Here is a 19,755-nt window from a genome sequence, read left to right as displayed (position 1 = left end):
ATCTCTGAGGAAAGACGACCTTGCTTACATTCAATAGCAGCAATTTACCCACGCAATTGCCGCTGCCATCTGAGGCGGCCATACAGTATGAACAGACGGTACTGTCCTGGGCGTATACCCACGCGGACGATATCGTCTGTCGCCGCGACCTGCCCTATGGCGACGATCCGGCGCAACGCTACGATGTCTATTATCAGCCGGGGATGGAACAACGCCCGGTGCTGGTGTTCTGGCATGGCGGCGGCTGGACCAACGGCTACAAGGAATATGCGTCCTTCATGGCGGGGCACGTGGTGCGTCTGGGCATGGTGCTGGTCACGCCGGGTTACCGGCTGGCGCCGCACAGCCGCATGCCAGCGTCGTTCCACGATTGCCTGTTGTTGTTGCAGACGCTGACGGCAGACATCGGCCAATATGGCGGTTCGGCGCAGCATCTGTATTTGTCCGGCCATTCCGCCGGCGCCCATCTGGCGACACTGACGGCGCTGCGTGGCGCCGAGGTTGCGGCCGCGGGTGTCAGTCCGGCGGCCATCCGGGCCTGCCTGCCGGTCAGCGGCATCATGGATTTGCATCATCCGTCGCCCGTGCCCGGCTCGCTGGAAGAGCGGGTCTATACGATGGTGTTGTCGATGCCGGAGCAAGATGCGGTCATGAGCCCGGTGTGCTGGACCAACGGCAACCAGATTCCGATCCTGCTCAGCTACGGCGAACGCGACAGCGCCCGCGTTCTCAGTTCGAATCGCCGGCTGGCCGCGCTGGTGGCATTTCAGGATTGCCGGCAATCCTTCAACGTCGAACCGGGACTGGACCATTTTCAGACCCATCTGGCGCTCAAGGATGGCGATCATCCCTGGTACCGGCGTCTCAGCGCCATTGTGCAGGAGACCGCAGCATGAAGCAGCATATCGACACCGGCTTGCCGGATCTGGGGCAACCCTTTTCATGGGCGATTCGCGCCGGTCACACGCTCTACACCACACACGGCCCGGTGCAGCCTGACGGCAGGGTCGATACCGGGTCGATTGTGGCGCAGACCAGACTGACATTCGACAACCTCAAACAGACCTTGCACACCGCCGGCCTCGGCATGGCGGATGTGGCGCAGGTATTGATCTATCTCACCGATGTCGGCGATATGCGGGCGGTCGATCAGATCTATCGCGAATATTTTGACGCGCCGTATCCGAACCGCTCTACCGTGGGTGTGAACGCATTGGTGGTGCCGGGCATGGCGATAGAAATTGTGGCTTACGCCGTGGCCTGAAACGCCGCCCGGCGGTACGTATGGCGCTCAAGTGCGCCGTGCGTGCTGCGAACGGGACGACGGCGAGGCGCCTGCCGCTTATCCGCAGGCGTACGGGCATCTTGTTTTTCAAGAGGCTAATCGTTGCTGTTTTCGAAATGATATGTTGCGCGGGAGGCCATTTTTCTTTCAAATTGAAACAATTAAGATGTGCTCAAGGTGAATGAAAAGCAATCGAACAGGACTCCGTAGCGAAGCCCGGCTCTTTATTCACATTTTGGAGAGCAATCATGAACATCAAGAATATCGTTGCAGGCGTGGTCCTGTTTAGTGCTGTCGGTGCCGCCATGGCTGAAGCACCTTATCCGCCAGAAACCAAGCTCGTTTCGACCAAAACGCGCGCGGAAGTCATTGCTGAATTGCAACAGGCACGTGCACAGGGTTTATTGCAGTCGAACGATGAATATCCGGTAGAACAAAATTTCAAGTCGACCAAGACCCGTGCCCAGGTCATCGATGAATTGAAAGTCGCCCAGCAGGAGGAGCGTGCTCATCCGCAGAGCTATGCCGATATGGTATCGATGCACTGAGGTAACGATGTTGAGCGGGGCGGTTGGCGATAGCGCGCCGGCCTCGCTTCAGCAACAGCCACGAAGCTGCCTGATCAAACCGTTGCGCCGGACGACATTCCCGGCCCAACGGTTTTTTCTTTTGCGGCGTGCCAAGCGGCCAGCCGGGTTGGTCAGAACCGGTATTTGACGGTGGCCGTGACGGCACGTTCGGTACCCCGGTAGCATTCGCCGTGGTAGCAGATTGTGTTGTAGCCCTTGTTCAACAAGTTGGACGCATTCAGCCTGAGCATCCATGGTCCATGCTCGTAGCGCATCATGGCGCTGAACAGCGAGAAGCCGCCTTCGACAGAAGTATTGGCCTCGTCATTCTGACGCTCGCCGACATAGTTGACGCCGCCGCCGATCCCGAGGCCGCCACTGATTTCATAGTCGAGCCACAGCGAGGCAGTGCGATTGGGTACGGTTGCCGGCACCTTGCCGGCTTCGGTACTGTCGGCGCTTTCCAGTACTTTCATGTTCATTTTGGTAAAAGACGCAATGACATTCAGATTGCGAACGATTTCGGCTTTGGCTTCCAGTTCGATGCCGCGCGTCCGCTGTTTGCCGATTTGCCGTGCATCGCCGGTGATGTTGTCGTAGGTGATGACGTTGGTTTTGGTCAGGTCGAACACGGCGGCGGTGAACAGGCTGCGCGAATTTTCCGGCTGGAACTTGATGCCCAGTTCGGTCTGTTTGCCACGGCTGGGTTTGAAGGGATTGTTGTTGCTGTCGACACCGATTGACGGCAAGAACGATTCGCCATAACTGGCATAGGGCGCCCAGCCGTTGCCGAGCAAGTAGCTGAGTCCGATGCGGCCGCTGAAGACGCTGTCGTTCTGTACCTTGCGGGTGCTGTTCAGCGCATCGTCAGTGGCGGTTCTCACATAGTCCTGACGACCGCCGAGCGTCACGATCAAGCGTTCGAACAGTTTGATCTGGTCTTGCGCATAGAGGCCGATCTGGCTGGTGGTTTGGGCATAATTGGCGATCGGCGTCTGCGGCGTGGGAATGCCGAGCCCGTAAATCGGGTTGAGCAAATCGAGATCGGGTGCCGGTCCTTTGAAACGATAGGCGTTGCCCTGGTTGTAGTTCCAGTCGATACCGAACAGCAGTGTCTGCGAGGCGATGGTGCCCGGTAATTTTCCATGCAACTGGGTGTCCAGTGAGGTTTGGCGCAAACGGTCATTCCATGTCCGGGCGATACGCGAATAGGTATGGCCGTCGGCTTGCAACTCATCGACCCACACGACGTTGCGCTTGAGTTTGACATCGCTGTAGCGGAAGTTTTGGCGGAGTTTCCAGCTGTCGTTGAAGGCGTGTTCCAGCTGATAGCCAACGGATGCCTGCTCATGGCGGAATTTGCTGAAGGAGTGGTCGCCCATCTTGATGTTGGTCAGGGTGCCATCGCCGGCAATAGCATAGTAAGGATCTTCGCCGGAATCGTTCTTGAGGAATTCGGTGAGCACCGTCAATGATGTCGCCGCGCTCGGTTGCCAGCGCAACGATGGCGACAGCGAATAGCGCGTGCGGTTGATGCGGGCGCCGTCGGGATAGCGGTCCTGGTCGTTGCTGTCGAGAGCGACGCCGACCAGCCGGTAGCTGAGCTCGCCGCTGCTGTCGAACGCGTCGCCGACATCAAACGCCAGTTGTTTGCGGTCGAAGCTGCCGTACTGGACCTCGATTTCGCGAATGCGTTCTGCGACCGGCATCTTGCTGATGCGATTGACGACGCCGCCAACGTCGCCCTGGCCGAACATCACCGAGGCCGGGCCGCGCAACACTTCCACCCGCTCCAGTCCATAGGTTTCCGTCATGGAGTAGACCGGAATGAAAGGAGTTTGCGGCAAGCCGTCACGAAAATTGCCGGAGTAGGCATTGAAGCCGCGCAGTGAAATGTATTCCCAGCCGCGATTGTCGGCGCCGTATGTATTGACCGTGACGCCGGGTGTTTGCGCCACGATGTCCATCATGTCCTGAGTACCGCGGGCTTCCATTTCGGCGCGACCGATAATCGAAATCGATTGCGGGATTTCCGTGAGCGGAGTGTCGGTCTTGGTGGCCGTCGCGCTGCGTCGGGCAACATAGCCGTTGACCGGGCCGTCGGCAGTGTCGCGTGCGGCGTTGATGGTCAGGGTCGGCAGCAGGCCGGCGCCGGTTTTCCCGGGCATGCCGATAGCGATGGCCGAGCCGCTCGCGGTGGCTGCCAGTCCGCTGCCGGCCAGCGCTTTGTCGAGTGCCTGGCCCAGCGTCATGGAACCTTGCACGGCCGGTGCCGTTTTGTCTGCCACCAGCGCGGCGTCGACCGATATGGCAACCCCGGCCTGGCGCGCCAGCGCGTTGATGCTTTGTCCCAGCGGTTGCGCTGGTACCGAGAATTGTCTCTCGAGCGCCAGCGCCGGCGATGCGTTCAAACTTTGTGCATGGGCCTGTTGCAGGCCGCCCATGACGGTGCATGCCGCAGCGCAGGCCAGCACCATGCCGGACAAATGTACGGTCAATGGTGGCGGACGCTTGTCAGAACGATTGAGGCCGATGGAAAGTGTCCTCCTGGAATGATCCGTCTTGCGCATTTCTGTGTCCCTTTTGTGAAGTTGTCACAGTGAAGACGAAGTGCCGCGCAAATACCGGACAATTATTTTTCAATGGATTATTGCCACGACTTCAGCGCGCCAGAATCAGCGCCGTGCCGTCGTCATTGCGGCTGATCCGTACCGGCAAAATGCGGGGCAACACGCTCAGGAACGCATTCGGATCGCGCAGCGGGAAACTGCCGGTAAGTTGCAAGTTGTGCAGGCGGGTATCGTCGGCCAGCACGAGTGGCTGGTACAGGTAGTCGTTCCAGCGGCTGACGGCTTCGTGCAGGCTTGTGCCGTCGAATACCAGCCAGCCGTCTTTCCAGGAAGCGATGCTGGCGACCGGAATGGGGCGTTTGGTACCGATGCCGTTGGCGTCGGCCATGACCGCATCGCCGGCGCGCAATTCCATATCCGGCGGTCGCTGGTCGAATTCCTGCCGGCGCTCGTCACTGCGACCGGCCCAGACGGCGACATGGCCTTCGGCCACGGCTACCGACATGCCGTTGTCGCGCACCGCGACCGTGAACACGGTGCCGCGCACTTGCACTTGCCCCCAAGCGGTTTTGACCAGAAACGGGCGGCTGGCATCGGTGGCGACTTGCAGGCGGATTTCGCCGCTGTGCAAATAGACCTCGCGGCGATTGCGGAAATAAGCCACGCGGGCCGAGGTGCGCGCGCCCAGATCCAGTTGCGTGCCGTCGTCCATGCGGCGTGCCAGCGTCTGCGCGCGCTCGGTGTTGAGCGTTGCCTGTTCGGTCGGCTGCAACCACCACCAGCGTCCGGCACCGCCGGTCAGCGTGGTGATGCCGGCAATTCCCAATGCTGCCAGTATTGCCCGCCGCTTGCCGGGTGCGCCGTTGGGTTGCGGCCGCGGTACGCGATCCTTGAGACCGTGCAAGTCGGAACCGGCCCAGGCGTCCATGGCCAACTGATAAGTGGCTTCGTGGTCCGCGCTTTGCTCGCGCCAAATGGCCAGTTCCTCACGTGCCGATTGTGCGGCGGCGGGACTGCCGCCATGCAAGCGGGCAATCAGCAGCAAGGCGTGTTCGAAAGACTGGCGTGGCGACATGGCGGCGGCAGGAATGGGCGGATGGGTCAGGAAGAGGCATCGGCATGCAGGCGCGCCAGATCCATGCAGTCGATTACGCCGCGCACGATGTGTTTTTCGATGGCGGTGACGGCGCAATGCATCTGCTGCGCCGCCTCGGCATGGGTCAAACCATACAGGCGCACCAGCACGAAGGCGTCGCGCCGCTTGCGCGGCATCACGGCCAGGCGGTTCAGCAAACGGTCGAGTTGTTGGCGCGAACTGACCTGACGTTCGACAGAAGGAGATTCATCGGCCACGATCAGCGCCAGCGTTTCCAGCATCTGGGTTTCGGCGATCTTGCGGCGCGCGTTATCGGTGACGATATTTTTGCTGACCCGGTAAAGCAGGGCACGCGGTTCATGGATGGCGGTCTTGGCTTCCATCGCCAGCACCCGCGCATAGCACTCATGGACAATGTCGGCGGCGGCGTCGCGGTCGCGCAGCGAGCGCGAGAAAAAACCAAGCAGTTCATTGTAGTAGGGCAAGACCACGATAACCGACATCCGACAAAGTAAGCAGCAAGGGGAGTGAGGTATAAATCTTAATGAAAACAATTCTCATTAAATTATACTGATGTTTTCTTGAACTTTTTCTGCTTATTTTTTGGCGCCGCCCCGGAAAGCCAGAGCCGGCAGTGTTCATGCTCATCAGTGAACATGTTTGCTGCTGCCGTTTGGCACCGATCTGCTATGGGATAAAGGCGGCCGAACGGATCAGAATATGGAAATAAGAGGTTGCCGGTTTGCCACCATTTGTTCGCCCCCGAAGTGGAAACAATGCGACATGCCGGCAGATATCACGGTTGCTGCGCCCCCGGGATGTCAGCCGTCGGTCTCATCATTTTCCGTCAGGAAAATTTTCTGCAACAGCAATATCAGTTGCGCCCGTTCGTCGGGGTTGAGCGCAGCGGTGGCTTTGTCTTCCAGTTCGCTGGCGGTCTTTTCGGCCTTGACGCACATGCGTGCGCCGTCGGCAGTCAAGACCAGCGTTTGTGAGCGGCGATCCAGAGGATTGCGTTGCCGCACCAGCAAACCGCGACTTTCCAGCTTGTCCAGCAAGGTCGCCAGATTCGGCGGCGAGACATTGATCGCCACCGAAAGTCGTTTCTGGTTGATATTGGGATTGGCCCTCAGCAAACTCAATACGGTGAAGTCCACCGGCCGCAATTCGAACCTGGCCATGCGCTTCTGAAACAGCGGCATGATGTTGATGTAGGCGCGACGGCAGTTGTAGCCGACCAGACTCAGCAATACGCTTTGGTCCAGCGGCATTGCCGCGCTGTCGTCGTCCGCTTCGCTGAGCTTGAGCTCAGCCTGCTTCTTGGGTGGCATCTTGTTCTGTCAAGTCTGATGGAAATGCTGACCGGGTATCTTGCGAACTGCTCCTTGCATGGTGCAGACAGGCGTCAATCGTGGCGTTCAGACAATGTACTTCGGAAAAAATATAGGTGAAATAATAACATGCAGTATCGCGCTTGTTCTGGTAAAAGCGCGGCTCGGCAGACAGCTTGCCGGCCGCAGAACGCGAGGCGCGCAGCCACATCCAGGCCAGTGCGGCATGGCCGGTCAGGCGCAACATTTCCGGTGCCAGCAGATAAGGCAGGCGCGGCGAATTGATTGCCTGGGCGCGGATATCGGCGGCGCTGGTGCGCAGGTTGCGGGTCAGTTCCAGCAGCCGGCTGGCGTGGATGCCGAGGTCGCTGCCCGCTTCGGCGTGCGCCGTGTGTTCCACCTGCGCTAAAAAATCTTCCAGCGCTGTGCCGTTATCGGCCAATATCTTGCGCAACAGGAAATCGACACATTGGATTTCATTGCTGCCTTCATAGATCATGGTGATGCGGGCATCGCGCAGGTATTGATCGATACCGGTTTCGGTGACATAGCCATGGCCGCCGAATACCTGCAAGGCATCGCTGGCGCCCTGAAAACCCTGGGTGGTCAGCATCGCCTTGAGCACCGGCGTGATGAAGCCGAGCCGTTCATGCATCAGCGCGCGTACTGCCGGATCGGGATGGCTTTCCGCGCTGTCGAGCATCAGACCGCTCCAACAGGTCAGCATGCGACCACCTTCGATATAACTGCGCTGGTTCATCAACAAGCGCTGCACGGCCGGCTGCATGACGATGGCGTCCGCGGCATTGCTGCGTGGCGCGGCTTGACCAGGAGCGCGCGACTGCAAACGTTCGCGCGCATAGTGCAGGGCTTGCTGATACGCGGCGTCGGCCAGGCCGAGGCCTTGTGCGGCGACATGCAGACGAGCCGAATTCATCATCACGAACATGGCATTGAGTCCGCGCTGTGGCGTTCCCACCAGCCAGCCGGTGGCGCCATCGAACTGCATGCTGCAGGTGGCGCTGCCGTGGATCCCCATTTTTTCTTCAATGCCGGTGCAGTACGCCGCATTGCGTGCGCCGTCCGGCAAATACTTGGGTACCAAAAACAGCGACAAGCCCTTGCTGCCGACAGGCGCATCCGGCAGCCGCGCAAGTACCAGATGCACGATATTGTCGGTCAGATCTTGCTCGCCGCCGGAGATGAAAATCTTGCTGCCGCTGATGGCGTAACTGCCATCGTCTTGCGGCAATGCGCGGGTGCGCAACAAACCGAGATCGCTGCCGGCGTGCGCTTCTGTCAGGCACATGGTGGCCAGCCACTCACCACTGACCAGCGGCGGCAGATAGCGTTGCTGCAATTCTTCACTGGCATGGCGGCTGAGGCAGGCACAGGCACCGTGCAACAAGCCCGGGTACATGGTCCAGCCGTGATTGGCGGCGCTCAGCATTTCAAACAAGGCGCAATTGAGTACCTGCGGCAACCCTTGGCCGCCGTGCTCGGGCGCGCATGCCAGCGCCGGCCAGCCGCCATCGCAAAACTGTTTCCAGGCAGCGACGAAACCGGCCGGCGTAGTCACGGCGCCGCCATCAAAGTGACAGCCTTCATGATCGCCGCTGGCATTCAGCGGAAACAGAATCTCGGTCGCAAAGCGGCCGCCTTCGGTCAACACCTGTTGCATCAGGCTGGCATCGGTTTCGGCATGCGTCGGAAAGTCGGCGAGCACGCCGGGTGCGTCCAGCATATCGTCGAGGACAAACTGCATGTCGCGCAGCGGCGGAACGTAATGGATCATGAGGCAATCTCGCGCAATACAGGGAAGGGATGTCAGTTCAGCAGATAAGCGTCGTACACCACCGCATTGCCGAGTCGCATGGCATAGCCGACACCCATGGCGCGATTGAGCCAGGCGTATTTCGGCGACGACGTTTCGAAGGTCATGTACAAGCGGAAGTAGTACTTGTTGGGATCGACCGGCTTGCCTTTGGCGACTTCCGCCATGACGTCGGGCGGGCCGTAGCGCACACCCTTGGTTTGCAGATAGACCAGTTCGCCGTCATCCATCTTCAGCAGATAACGGGTATCGATCCAGGCCAGACCATCGGCACTGACGACTTGCCAGTCCGCGCCATTGTTCAGGATGTCGCCGTTGAGCAGCGGGCCTTTGAAGTTGCCGCCGGTGATCGGAATGATGCGGCGCTTGCCGAGATCATTGGTTTTGCCAAGCTCCCAGATCGGTGCCGTCAAATCCACCGAAAACCGCGTCATCAGGGTCAGATTGGGTTTGGGCGGTTCAAATGCGGCACCGGCGGCATCGCCGGCAACCGCGATCTGACTGCTGCCCAGCAGCAGGATCAACAGCAGGGCAGATAACCTGGTGGTCAGTTTTTTCATGTGGGTCTCCGGTAATGTTTTGGTTGGTGTTTTTATGGGGGCAGCCGGCGGCTTTGGCGAAACCGAGATAGGCCTGTATCACTTGTTCATTGTTGGCCAGCGCGACGGCGGCACCTTGCATCGAGATCTGGCCGAGTTCCAGTACGTAACCATAGTCGGCCACCTGCAATGCGGCGCGTGCATTTTGTTCGATCAGCAAAACCGACATGCCGTTGTTGCGCAGTTCAGCTACGATGTGCAGGATTTCCTTGACGATGCGCGGCGCCAGTCCGAGGCTGGGTTCATCCAGCATCAGCAACGTCGGTTTGGCCATCAGTGCGCGGCCGATGGCCAGCATTTGCCGCTCGCCGCCGGACAAGGTGCCGGCCAGTTGGGTGCGTCGTTCCTTGAGGCGCGGGAATAATTCGAAAACCGTCGCCAGTTGATCGAGCGGTTGCGGATGACCGAGACGCACGCGCCGAAAACCGCCGAGCAGCAAGTTGTCTTCCACCGACATGCTGGAAAACAATTCGCGCCGTTCCGGCACCAGTGCGATACCGCTCAGTACCCGTTGCTCCAGCGAAGTGCGTTCGATCGCCCGGCCTTGATAGAGAATCTGTCCGCGTGACGGCAATGCGCCCATGATGGCGTTGAGCAGGGTTGACTTGCCGGCGCCATTGGGACCGATGACGGTGGCGATGTTGCCGCGTTGCAGTTGCAATTGAATGTTGTGCAACGCTTCGACTTTGCCGTAACGGGCGCACAACTGCGATACCTCCAACAGTATTTCGCTCATTCGATTCCTCCCAGATAGGCTTCAATCACAGCCGGATGTTGTTGTATTTCCAGCGGCGTGCCTTCCGCGATCTTGGTGCCGAATTCCATGACGACGATGTGATCGGTCAGTTGCATCACAAATTCCATGTCATGTTCCACCAGCAAGATACTCATGCCGCTGTCGCGCAGCTGGCGCAAGACCTGGCTCAGCGCCTGCTTTTCCAGATGGCGCAAGCCGGCCGCCGGTTCATCGAGCAACAGCAGCAATGGATCGGCGCACAGCGCACGGGCGATTTCCAGCAGACGTTGCTGGCCGAGCGCCAGGTTGCCGGCCTGTTCGTGCATCAGGTGGTGCAGGCCAACCTGTTGCAACGCGTATGCCGCTTCATTCAGCAGTTGCTGTTCTTCACGGCGGTCGAGGCGTAGCATGGCGGCCAGCACGTTGGTCAGAAATCCCTGGCGGCTGCGCTGATGGGCGCCGAGCGCCACGTTTTCCAGCACGCTCATGGCCGGCAACAGTTTGACGTGCTGGAAGGTGCGCGCCATGCCGCGCCGGGCGATGGCGCGCGAATGCAGACCGACGGCACTGGCGGCGTTGAAGGTGACTTCACCGCTGGTCGGTGTCAGCAAGCCGGAGACCAGATTGAAGGTGGTCGATTTGCCGGCGCCATTGGGACCGATCAGGCCGACAATTTCGCCTGCCTTGACGCCGAAGCTGATGGCATTGACGGCAATCAGCCCACCGAACTTCATCGATACCGCGTCGACTTGCAACAGCGGACTACCCTTGGGCGGCATATCGCGCCGCGACAGAGCGGAGGGCGCCGGCGTGATGGCGAGCGGCGGCGCCGATGGCCACAGCCGGTTGCCGATGGCGCACAGCCAAGGCCACAATCCGCCGCGTGCATATTTCAGCAATAGGATCAGGATCACGCCAAACACGATGCTTTCGTAGTTGCCGCCATCGCCGAGCAGGGCCGGCAAGATGACTTGCAACTGATCGGCCAGCAAGCGCAGTACCGTGGCGCCGAGCAATGCGCCCCAGACATGGGCGATGCCGCCGATCACTGCCATGAACAGGTATTCGATCCCCATGGCAATACTGAACGGCGAGGGATTCACGGCGCGTTGCATGTGCGCGAACAGCCAGCCGGAGACCGATGCCAGCAAGGCCGCCACGACAAAGATCAGGATTTTGTAGCGGCCGGTATTGACCCCCATCGCTTCCGCCATCACGCGGCCGCCCTTGAGTGCGCGGATGGCGCGTCCGGCGCGCGAATCGAGCAGGTTCAGCGTGAGCCAGATGGCGCCCAGCAGAATCGCCCAGATCAGGTAATAGATACGGCGTTCCTGTCCCAGATCGAGGCCGAACAATTGCAAGGCCGGAATGCCGGACAAGCCATCGTACTTGCCGAGCAATGCCACTTTACCGAACAGGAAGTACAGACTGATGCCCCAGGCAATCGTGGCCAGCGGCAAATAATGGCCGGACATGCGTAGCGTGATGCGTCCCAGTATGAATGCGCTGATGCCGGTCAGCAGCAAGCCGGCCGGCAGCGTCAGCCATGGCGACATGGCGTGCGCAGTGGACAGGTAAGCGGTGGTGTAAGCGCCGAGGCCGACGAATGCGGCCTGACCGAACGAGGTCATGCCGCCGATTCCGGTCAGCAGCACCAGACCGATGGCAACCAGGGCATACAGACCGATGTAGTTGGCCTGGATGATCCAGAACGGCGGTGTCGGCACCAGGGGAAACAGCAGCGCCAGTAACAGGAACACACTGAGCAAGATAATTTTCTTTGAACGCATGATGCTTATTCCTCGTCTTCGTCATGGACAGCGGAAAACGACCGCCACAGCAATACCGGCAGCAAGGACAGGAACACGATCACTTCCTTGTAGTCACTGGCCCAGAACGAACTGAATGATTCCAGCAAACCGACGAACAGTGCGCCGGCAGCGGCCAGCGGGAAGCTGGCGAGGCCGCCGATGGTAGCGGCGACGAAACCTTTGAGGCCGATCAGAAATCCGGAGTCGTAAAAGATGGTGCTGATCGGACCGATGAGGACGCCGGACAAACCACCAATCAAGGCCGCCACCGAAAAACTCAGCTTGCCGGCCAGCGTGGTCGAAATCCCCATCAATCGGGCGCCGAGACGGTTGACGGCGGTGGCGCGCAAGGCCTTGCCATACAGCGTGCGTTCAGAAATCAGCCACAGCGCGATCAACAGAATCAGGGCAGTCAGGATCACGACCAGCGTCTGTCCGCTCAGCGTGACCGAGGCCAGATTCCAGCGACTGTCCCAGAATGCCGGAGTACGGAAACCTTCGGCGCCAAAGAAGATCAGGCCCAGTCCGGTCATTGCCAGATGCACGCCGACCGAGACGATCAGCAACAACAAGACGCTGGAATCGGCCAGTGATTCATAGATCACCTGATACATCAGTGGCCCCAGTGCCGTGATCAGCAACAAGGTCAGCCCGACTTGTACCGGCAACGGAAATTGTTTGGGCGCGGCCCAGCACAGCAAGGCCACGATCAGCAGCGGCAGCAGCAGATTTTTGATGACGGCGCGGGTGATGCCGGCAGTCTGGCCGCTGCGCACCAGTGCCGTCACTTCCATACCGGTGGCGCACAGCGCCAGCAACGCCAGCAGCCACACCGGTCCGGGAATCTGGCCCTGTTGCAGCATGGCCAGCGTCAATGCGCCCCAGGCGACGAATTCGCCTTGGGGAATGAAGAGAATGCGGGTGACGGCAAATACCAGAACCAGCGCAATGGCGATGAGTCCGTAGATGATGCCGTTGGTGGCGCCATCGAGCAGCAAGATGGCGGCAATAGAGGAATCCATGATGGCGTCAGTCGTGAAAGTGGGACGAGACAACCCGCCCCGGCAGGGCCGGGACGGTGCGACACGAATACCGCGCGTGAGCGCGATACGGATTACGGCGCAGCGGCTTTCCAGTTGCCGTTCTGGATGGTCAGCATGATGCGGGCATCATCGCCCAGACCGAAGTGATCCTTGGCGGTGTAGTGCATCACTCCTTGCGAGATCGGAATGCTGCCGGAATTTTCCAGTGCATCCTTGAGTGCCGCGCGGAATGCCGGCGTGCCGGGCTTGGCTTTCTTGAGAGCTTCCGGGATCACGCGTTGCAGGATCAGTTGGGCATCGTAGATATGTGCTGCAAACAGATTGCGGGTGCCGGCGCCATATTGTTTTTCATAGCGTTGCACAAAATCGGCCGCCAGTTTTTTCGACGGATTGCTGTCGGCCAGTGCTTCCGGCACTACTGCCGGTCCGGAAACAACGAAGGAACCCTCGACATCCTTGCCGCCGAGACGGATCAGATCGCGTGACGCGGCGCTGTGGGTTTGATAAATCTTGCCCTTGTAGCCACGCTCGATCAGGGTCTTGTGCGGCATTGCGGCGCCACTGCCAGAAGCCACCACCAGAATCGCATCCGGATTGGAACTGACCACGCGCAAGGCTTGCGCCGTGACGCTGGTGTCGGCGCGACCAAAACGTTCCGCCACGGTCATGGTGATGCCGGCCTGCTTGGCCAGACGTGCGGTTTCTTTTAGCCAGTTTTCGCCGTAAGAATCGGAGTAGCCAAGAAATGCAAAGGTTTTGACGCCATTTTTTTTCATGTGGTCGACCACACCGCCGGCCATCACCGCGGTCGATTGCGGCAGACGGAAGGTCCAGGTGTCTTTGCCTTCCGGCAGTTCCACCGGTGCCACCGCCAGTTGCACGGTCTGGCTTTCGGCGGCGACATCGACGATGGTCAGCGTGGCCGGCACCGAGGCCGAACCGATCAGCAGGTCGACCTTGTCTTCCGTGACCAGACGGCGTGCATTCTTGCTGGCCATGGTGGGGTCGGTGGCATCGTCAAGAATGGTCAGTTTGATCTTCTCGCCGCCGATGCTCTCGGGCCACAAGGCAAAGCCATTCTTGGCGGGAATGCCCAGACCGGAGCCGGGACCGGTCAGCGACAGAATCACGCCGATATTGATATCGGCATGGGCGACGTTGCTCGCCAGCGCCAGTGCGGATGCCAGCAAACTGGCCTTGAATATTTTTTTCATCTCCATCTCCTTGTTATGAACAGCTTTGTAAAAATGCGGGGATTACTTGTCCGTGCTTGTCTGTGTGCTGCCAACCTGCGAGGTCAGCTGCACAGTTGTTTGATGTCGTCCGGAATCGGAATCGCCTTGATGCGATTCGGATCATCGGGATGACGAATCGCGAACACGCGGGTATCACGTCCCTCGGCCAACAGTTCACCGTTGCGCTTGAGTTGATGCAGCATGACGAAACTTTTTTCGTTCCATTCAATCACCGAGGTATGTACATCCACCACGTCGCCGTAGGTTGCCGGACGAATGAAACGGGAACTGATATCGACCACCGGGGTGCCGATGATGCCGTGTGATTTTTCGGTGTCGCGCCAGGCCGGTACACCGCAATCGTGGAAGAAGTGACGCGATGAAGCGTCGTACCAGCGGAAAAAATTCGGGAAGAACACGATGCCGGCAGGATCGCAGTCGCCGAATTCAACATTGATGCGGTGGATTTGTTCGCGGGCCATAAATCTGATCAGTAAGAAATGGGTGAGAAGGCTTGGTGTGTTGTTTCAGCGCGGCGGCAAACGCAGCGCACCGTCAAGACGAATCACTTCGCCGTTGAGCGACAGGTTGCCGACGATGTGCAGTGCCAGTTGCGCGAATTCTTCGGCCTTGCCGAGACGCTTCGGAAACGGAATCGATGCTGCCAGCGATTGTTGTACTTCTTCCGGCAACTGATACAGCAGCGGCGTCAGGAACAAGCCGGGTGCGATGGTCATCACGCGCACGCCAAACTGGGCCAGGTCGCGCGCCAGCGGCAAGGTCAGTGAAGTCAATCCACCTTTCGAGGCGGCATAGGCGGCTTGTCCGATCTGACCGTCATAAGCGGCCACCGAGGCGGTATTGATGATCACGCCGCGTTCGCCGTCGGCCATGGCTTCTTGCGCGATCATGCCGGTCGCAGTCAGGCGGATCATGTTGAAGGTACCGATCAGATTGACATTGATGACGCGGCTGAAATCGTCCAGCGGCATCGCTTGCCCATCCTTGCCGACCAGCCGCCTGGCGCCGCCGATGCCGGCACAGTTGATCAGAATGCGGGCCGGGCCATGCGCCTCGCTGGCCGATCGCAATGCCTGCTGCACGCTGTCGCTGCTGGTGATGTCGCAGGCCACGGCATGGGCGCCAACTTCGTTGGCCAGAGTTTGTGCGAGCTCCAGGTTGATATCGAGAATCGTGACGCGGGCGCCGGCCCGCGCCAACTGGCGCACCACTTCGGCGCCGAGGCCGGAAGCGCCGCCGGTCACCAGTGCTGCTTGTTCTTGTAATTGCATGAGCTTGTCTCTTCGGTTCAGATGATGTGAGGGTGTGGCAAACAGTGCCGGCTCAGGCCGGCGGCAGCGGATTTTCGAGCAGCAGGGCAATGCCCTGGCCACCGCCGATGCAGGCCGAGGCGATGCCGTAACGCACCTGGCGACGGCGCATTTCACGCGCCAGCGTAATCGTCAGTCGTACCCCGGTCGCCGCCAGCGGATGCCCCAGTGCAATGGCGCCGCCGTTGACATTGAGTTTGCTGCGATCAAGACCGAGTTCACGTTCGACGGCAATGGTTTGCGCACCTTGCGCTTCATTGATTTCAAAGCAGCCGATGTCATCCAGCGACAAGCCCAAGCGTTGCAACAGCAAACGGATGGCCGGCGCCGGACCGATACCCATGATCTCCGGCGGGACGCCGACCACGGCGGCAGCCACGATGCGCGCCAATGGCTGATGTCCTTGCCGGCGCGCGTAGGCGCCGGAAGTGACAATCGCTGCCGCCGCGGCATCCACCAGCGCCGAGCTGTTGCCGCCGGTTTGCACGCCATCAGGATAGAGCGCGCGCAACTTGCCGAGCACTTCTACCGGTGATGGGCGCGGATGGGTATCTTGTGCAATGTCGGTGACTTTGCCTTGCAACTTGATATGCCGCGTGCTGTAGCCATCGAGGGTGAAGCTCTCATTGGTGACCGGCACGATTTCACCGGCATGGAAACCTTGTTGCTGCGCCTGTACCGCGCGCTCGAATGACAGCGCGGCATATTCATCTACTTCGCGCCGGCTGATGCCGTATTTTCGCGCCAGATTTTCGGCGGTTTGCGGCATGGTGATGCCCGGTGCCGGATCGATCAGCGCTTCCCACATATAGTCCTTGAAATCGACCGGGGCACCGAGCTTGAATCCGTTGCGATGGGCAAACGACACAATCGGATTGCGCGTCATCGATTCACTGCCGACCACCAGTGCAGTATCGGTATAGCCCCGTTCGATCTGGTCGCCGGCTTGCCGGAACAGTTCGAAGCCGGTGCCGCAGATGCGTTGCACCATGAGTGCCGGCACTTCTTGCGGGATACCGGCGTAGAGGCCGATGTGACGCGGCAGCATGTATTGAAAGCAATCGCCGGGCGCCATGTTGCCGGCGATCACGGAGCCGATGTCGGTGGCCGCCACGTTGGTCCGCTGCAGAATTTCACGCGCTACCTTGATACCCATGTCGGTCGGCGACAACAGACTGAAGGCGCTGCAATAATCGACCATCGGCGTGCGTACGCCATCGATCATCCAGACATCGCTGAAGTCAGAATAGAATCCTTTGTTTGCCATGATATTGCTTACGCTCCTGCCGGTTTGATGATGTCGGGATGGTGGTCGTCGTACAAGGCGGTGACCAGCGTCGCGCGCCGGGTCAGTACTGCGCGCTGATTGATCGAACCCTTATCGGTAATTTCTCCCTGGTCGAACGAGGGCGGGGTCGGCAAGATCAGCGCCCGCGTAATGCGGCTGGCGCTGCCGGTGGCTTGCGCCGCCAGTCGCTGCAGCATGCCGGCAAAGAAGTCGCGTACTGCCGGCGCCGCAGTGATTTCTTGCGATGTGGCACTCGCCGGCAGATTGGCCAACTGGCGGCATTGCACCAGATTCGGCACGATCAGAATGCCGACTTCCTGGCGATCCTGGCCGGTCACCACGGCGTCTTGCAAATACGGTGCGCCTTCATGGGCGATGCGTGCCCGCAAGGGACCGACGCTGACCCAGGTGCCGGTGTACAGTTTGAAGTCTTCTGCAACCCGGCCATCGAACATGAAGCCGAGATGGTGATTGTCGGGATTGAGCCACTTGACGGCATCGCCGGAACAAAAGAAACCTTCGTCGTCGAATGCCTCACTGGTTTGTTCCGGTGCGCGCCAGTAACCGGGGGTGACGTTGGGGCCGCGGTAACGGATTTCCTGTTTGTCGCCATTCGGCACCAGCTTGATTTCCATGCCCGGCGTGGGGATGCCGATCTGCCCGGCATGCACTTGTTCCTGCACCACGAACAAGGCTGATGGTGCGGTTTCGGTCATGCCCAGTCCGCATGACATGACGATGCGTTCGCCGCACTCGGCTTCTGCGGTTGCGTGCAGTTTGTCCCACACCGGTTGCGCCAGCGCGGCACCGGCATAGAACTGCATTTTCAGGCGGCTGTAGAACTTCTTGCGCAAGGCTTCATCTTGCTCCAATGCATGGGCGATACCTTCCCAGCCAATCGGTACGTTGAAGTAAATGGTCGGTGCGATTTCGCGCAGATTGGCGAGCGTGACGGCCATGCCCTGCGGTGTCGGCTTGCCCTCATCGATATACATGGTGCCACCGTTGAACAGCACGATGCCGACATTGTGATTGCTGCCGAATGTGTGATTCCAGGGCAGCCAGTCGATCAGGACCGGCGGCTCTTCCGCGAGGAACGGAAAGGTTTGCCTGATCATTTGCAGATTGCTGCAAATCATGCGTTGAGTATTGATCACCGCCTTCGGCATTTTGGTGGAGCCGGAGGTGAACAGGAATTTGACGATGGTTTCAGGATTGGTCGCCGCATGCGCCTGATCGACCTGCGCGGTGACGGGCGTTGCCGCGAGATCGGCATATCGTGTCGCGGCACGGCCCGACGGCGGGTTGTCGGTGACCAGAAATTCGATGTCGCTGCCGGCAGTGGCATTGACGGCGGCGGCAAATTTTTCGCCATCGGCGGCAAAGATCAGGCCCGGCGTCAGCAGTATGATGGCGTGTTGCAGCTTGGCATAATCCTTGGACAACAGCGAGTAGGCCGACGATACCGGCGCATAAGGCACGCCGACATATTGACAGGCCAGCGCCAGCATCGCGTGTTCCAGATCGTTTTCCGACAGGATCAGCAAGGGCCGTTCGGCTGACAGGCCGCGATCCAGCAAGCCTTGACCAATGTGGCGCGCGATATTCAAGGCTTCGGCATAGCTGATGTGACGCCAGACACCGTGCGCATCGCGTTTGGCGATGAAGCTGCGGTCCGGTGTCTGCGCCGCCCAATGCGTGAGCCGGTCGGTCAGCCGCAGCGGATAGCTTTCCAGCGGCTGTATGGTCTTGACAATGGAAGTGCCGCTGGCAGTGCTGCTGACTTCGACACCACTGATGCCGAACCTGACGCTGCGATAGCGTGGAATTGTGTTCATGCCTGTCTCGTGTTTTTTATTTATGTGGGTGTTGCCGGATGCTGCGCGGTATTGCCGGAATATCAGCAATGCATTCAAACGTTGCGTTGCACCTTGTGTTTTTTCTGATCCAGAAATTCTGCCAGCCGACCTTTGGTATCGGGATCGCTGCCAGCTACCGCGGCCATCAGCGATTCGGTTACCATGCCGTCCTGAATCGACTGATCGGCAATGCGCGGTAATACATGCATCACGCCGTAGTTGGTCATCGGCGCATTGTTGGCGATACGTTGCGCCAACTCCATCGCCTTCGCCATGCCGGCGCCATCTTCCACCAGATACTGGGTGATGCCGGCGGCATGTCCTTCTTGCGCCGACAGCACGCGGCCGGTCAACATCATGTCGGTCATTGCCGCCACCCCGATCAGGCGCGAGATGCGCACCGAACCGCCGCCGCCGACAAACAGTCCGCGCTGTCCTTCCGGCAAACCATAGAACGCCGAGCTCTCCGCAACCCGGATATGTGCGGCTGACGCCAGTTCCAGCCCGCCGCCGATGACCGCACCATGCAGCAACGCCACCACCGGCACCCGGCCGAACTGCACGCGTTCGAATGCGTGATGCCACATGCGCGAGTGATACATGCCTTCGCTGGTATCACGCTCGCGCATTTCGCTGAGGTCGAGACCGGCGCAGAAGTGGCCGCCATTGCCGTGCAATACCACGGCCTTGATTTCTGCCGGCAAGGTTTCGAAGCAATGGCGCAACGCATGCACCAGCGGATCATTCAATGCATTGCGCTTGGCGGCGCGGTTGATGCCGACCACGGCAATGGCGCCGTTGAATTCGATGGTCAGGAGTGGCGTGGTTTCGGTGTGGGTGGTCATGGTCGGTTCGATATTGGTAAAGGCATCCGATGCGGACGTGATTGCTTATAACTTATAACTGTTATTCAGTATAAGTTTGTGAGCCGCAAATGCAAGCTGAAAAACGACATTGCATGTGTTCATATACGTAAAAGAGTGCGGTTATCGAACCGATGGTGCTGGCGCAAAAAATGACTGAGCAGACTTGAAAACGATGTTGCAATGCGGGGCGCACGTGGCGCATCGCGATGCGTCTGTCGTGAAGCGAACAGGCAGATTGGCGCGCCGGCACTATGCAGAAAAATTGCCGGCGCAGAAAAAAGCCCTGATGTGCAAACGCATCA

Annotated in this window: 17 protein-coding genes and 1 pseudogene; 3 read left to right on the top strand and 15 right to left on the bottom strand. The window is 59.5% G+C overall.

Annotated features, from left to right (window positions below; genetic code table 11):
- The first annotated feature begins 20 nt into the window (after positions 1-20).
- The 3 genes from AKL27_RS08365 (at position 21) to AKL27_RS08355 (ending at position 1,833) form a co-directional block, all read left to right on the top strand.
- Positions 21-896, top strand: a complete 876-nt coding sequence (locus tag AKL27_RS08365) for an alpha/beta hydrolase (RefSeq protein WP_050462355.1) — start codon at positions 21-23, stop codon at positions 894-896.
- A complete protein-coding gene (locus tag AKL27_RS08360; protein WP_050462354.1) occupies positions 893-1,264 on the top strand; it encodes a RidA family protein in 372 nt (123 codons plus the stop codon). The genes AKL27_RS08365 and AKL27_RS08360 overlap by 4 nt, the downstream gene beginning before the upstream one ends.
- 269 nt (positions 1,265-1,533) lie before the next feature.
- Entirely contained in the window at positions 1,534-1,833 is a 300-nt protein-coding gene (locus AKL27_RS08355) for a DUF4148 domain-containing protein (RefSeq protein ID WP_050462353.1), read from the top strand.
- Between the two features lie 152 nt (positions 1,834-1,985).
- Here AKL27_RS08355 and AKL27_RS08350 read toward each other — a convergent pair whose 3' ends face one another.
- From AKL27_RS08350 to AKL27_RS08280, 15 genes and pseudogenes are all read right to left on the bottom strand, one after another.
- Complete coding sequence (locus AKL27_RS08350; protein ID WP_083438936.1) at positions 1,986-4,424, bottom strand: TonB-dependent siderophore receptor; 2,439 nt, start codon at positions 4,422-4,424, stop codon at positions 1,986-1,988.
- Positions 4,425-4,515: 91 nt separating this feature from the next.
- On the bottom strand, positions 4,516-5,499 hold the full coding sequence (locus tag AKL27_RS08345; RefSeq protein ID WP_050462351.1) for a FecR family protein: 984 nt from the start codon (positions 5,497-5,499) through the stop codon (positions 4,516-4,518).
- A gap of 26 nt (positions 5,500-5,525) precedes the next feature.
- On the bottom strand, positions 5,526-6,023 hold the full coding sequence (locus AKL27_RS08340; protein WP_232310935.1) for a sigma factor-like helix-turn-helix DNA-binding protein: 498 nt from the start codon (positions 6,021-6,023) through the stop codon (positions 5,526-5,528).
- A 318-nt stretch (positions 6,024-6,341) separates the two neighbouring features.
- Positions 6,342-6,851 carry a MarR family winged helix-turn-helix transcriptional regulator gene (locus AKL27_RS08335; protein ID WP_050462350.1) on the bottom strand — a complete coding sequence of 170 codons (510 nt, stop codon included), beginning with the start codon at positions 6,849-6,851 and terminating at the stop codon, positions 6,342-6,344.
- Complete coding sequence (locus AKL27_RS08330) at positions 6,829-8,646, bottom strand: acyl-CoA dehydrogenase family protein (RefSeq protein WP_083438935.1); 1,818 nt, start codon at positions 8,644-8,646, stop codon at positions 6,829-6,831. The genes AKL27_RS08335 and AKL27_RS08330 overlap by 23 nt, the downstream gene beginning before the upstream one ends.
- 32 nt (positions 8,647-8,678) lie before the next feature.
- Positions 8,679-9,245, bottom strand: coding sequence for a DUF3237 domain-containing protein (locus AKL27_RS08325; protein WP_050462349.1), 567 nt, complete (start codon positions 9,243-9,245; stop codon positions 8,679-8,681).
- Between the two features lie 46 nt (positions 9,246-9,291).
- A pseudogene (locus tag AKL27_RS08320) lies at positions 9,292-10,020 on the bottom strand (ABC transporter ATP-binding protein); the annotation flags it as partial.
- Positions 10,017-11,810 (bottom strand): branched-chain amino acid ABC transporter ATP-binding protein/permease, encoded by a 1,794-nt coding sequence (locus AKL27_RS08315; protein WP_050462348.1) that lies wholly within the window; start codon positions 11,808-11,810, stop codon positions 10,017-10,019. The pseudogene AKL27_RS08320 and the gene AKL27_RS08315, both read right to left, overlap by 4 nt.
- Positions 11,811-11,815: 5 nt before the next feature.
- Positions 11,816-12,853: a branched-chain amino acid ABC transporter permease gene (locus tag AKL27_RS08310; protein ID WP_050462347.1), complete on the bottom strand. Its 1,038-nt coding sequence runs from the start codon at positions 12,851-12,853 to the stop codon at positions 11,816-11,818.
- Between the two features lie 92 nt (positions 12,854-12,945).
- Entirely contained in the window at positions 12,946-14,094 is a 1,149-nt protein-coding gene (locus AKL27_RS08305; protein WP_050462346.1) for an ABC transporter substrate-binding protein, read from the bottom strand.
- Between the two features lie 77 nt (positions 14,095-14,171).
- Entirely contained in the window at positions 14,172-14,591 is a 420-nt protein-coding gene (locus tag AKL27_RS08300) for an acyl-CoA thioesterase (RefSeq protein ID WP_050462345.1), read from the bottom strand.
- 45 nt (positions 14,592-14,636) lie between these two features.
- On the bottom strand, positions 14,637-15,401 hold the full coding sequence (locus AKL27_RS08295; RefSeq protein ID WP_050462344.1) for an SDR family NAD(P)-dependent oxidoreductase: 765 nt from the start codon (positions 15,399-15,401) through the stop codon (positions 14,637-14,639).
- Positions 15,402-15,453: 52 nt separating this feature from the next.
- Positions 15,454-16,707: a thiolase family protein gene (locus AKL27_RS08290; RefSeq protein ID WP_050462343.1), complete on the bottom strand. Its 1,254-nt coding sequence runs from the start codon at positions 16,705-16,707 to the stop codon at positions 15,454-15,456.
- 8 nt (positions 16,708-16,715) lie between these two features.
- A complete protein-coding gene (locus AKL27_RS08285; RefSeq protein WP_050462342.1) occupies positions 16,716-18,566 on the bottom strand; it encodes a feruloyl-CoA synthase in 1,851 nt (616 codons plus the stop codon).
- A 74-nt stretch (positions 18,567-18,640) separates the two neighbouring features.
- Complete coding sequence (locus tag AKL27_RS08280; protein ID WP_050462341.1) at positions 18,641-19,432, bottom strand: crotonase/enoyl-CoA hydratase family protein; 792 nt, start codon at positions 19,430-19,432, stop codon at positions 18,641-18,643.
- Positions 19,433-19,755: the final 323 nt, after the last annotated feature.

The organism is Herbaspirillum autotrophicum, assembly GCF_001189915.1.
GTDB classification, from domain to species: Bacteria; Pseudomonadota; Gammaproteobacteria; order Burkholderiales; family Burkholderiaceae_D; genus Herbaspirillum; species Herbaspirillum autotrophicum.
Note: the sequence above shows the minus strand (reverse complement) of the source record. Positions and strands in the feature narration are given on the sequence as shown.

What these genes read in the sequence shown, in the direction of transcription:
- AKL27_RS08360 (WP_050462354.1), top strand. Translation starts at nt 893, where the DNA reads ATGAAGCAGCATATCGACACCGGCTTGCCGGATCTGGGGCAACCCTTT.
- AKL27_RS08355 (WP_050462353.1), top strand. Translation starts at nt 1,534, where the DNA reads ATGAACATCAAGAATATCGTTGCAGGCGTGGTCCTGTTTAGTGCTGTC.
- AKL27_RS08350 (WP_083438936.1), bottom strand. Translation starts at nt 4,424, where the DNA reads ATGCGCAAGACGGATCATTCCAGGAGGACACTTTCCATCGGCCTCAAT.
- AKL27_RS08345 (WP_050462351.1), bottom strand. Translation starts at nt 5,499, where the DNA reads ATGTCGCCACGCCAGTCTTTCGAACACGCCTTGCTGCTGATTGCCCGC.
- AKL27_RS08340 (WP_232310935.1), bottom strand. Translation starts at nt 6,023, where the DNA reads ATGTCGGTTATCGTGGTCTTGCCCTACTACAATGAACTGCTTGGTTTT.
- AKL27_RS08335 (WP_050462350.1), bottom strand. Translation starts at nt 6,851, where the DNA reads ATGCCACCCAAGAAGCAGGCTGAGCTCAAGCTCAGCGAAGCGGACGAC.
- AKL27_RS08330 (WP_083438935.1), bottom strand. Translation starts at nt 8,646, where the DNA reads ATGATCCATTACGTTCCGCCGCTGCGCGACATGCAGTTTGTCCTCGAC.
- AKL27_RS08325 (WP_050462349.1), bottom strand. Translation starts at nt 9,245, where the DNA reads ATGAAAAAACTGACCACCAGGTTATCTGCCCTGCTGTTGATCCTGCTG.
- AKL27_RS08315 (WP_050462348.1), bottom strand. Translation starts at nt 11,810, where the DNA reads ATGCGTTCAAAGAAAATTATCTTGCTCAGTGTGTTCCTGTTACTGGCG.
- AKL27_RS08310 (WP_050462347.1), bottom strand. Translation starts at nt 12,853, where the DNA reads ATGGATTCCTCTATTGCCGCCATCTTGCTGCTCGATGGCGCCACCAAC.
- AKL27_RS08305 (WP_050462346.1), bottom strand. Translation starts at nt 14,094, where the DNA reads ATGGAGATGAAAAAAATATTCAAGGCCAGTTTGCTGGCATCCGCACTG.
- AKL27_RS08300 (WP_050462345.1), bottom strand. Translation starts at nt 14,591, where the DNA reads ATGGCCCGCGAACAAATCCACCGCATCAATGTTGAATTCGGCGACTGC.
- AKL27_RS08295 (WP_050462344.1), bottom strand. Translation starts at nt 15,401, where the DNA reads ATGCAATTACAAGAACAAGCAGCACTGGTGACCGGCGGCGCTTCCGGC.
- AKL27_RS08290 (WP_050462343.1), bottom strand. Translation starts at nt 16,707, where the DNA reads ATGGCAAACAAAGGATTCTATTCTGACTTCAGCGATGTCTGGATGATC.
- AKL27_RS08285 (WP_050462342.1), bottom strand. Translation starts at nt 18,566, where the DNA reads ATGAACACAATTCCACGCTATCGCAGCGTCAGGTTCGGCATCAGTGGT.
- AKL27_RS08280 (WP_050462341.1), bottom strand. Translation starts at nt 19,432, where the DNA reads ATGACCACCCACACCGAAACCACGCCACTCCTGACCATCGAATTCAAC.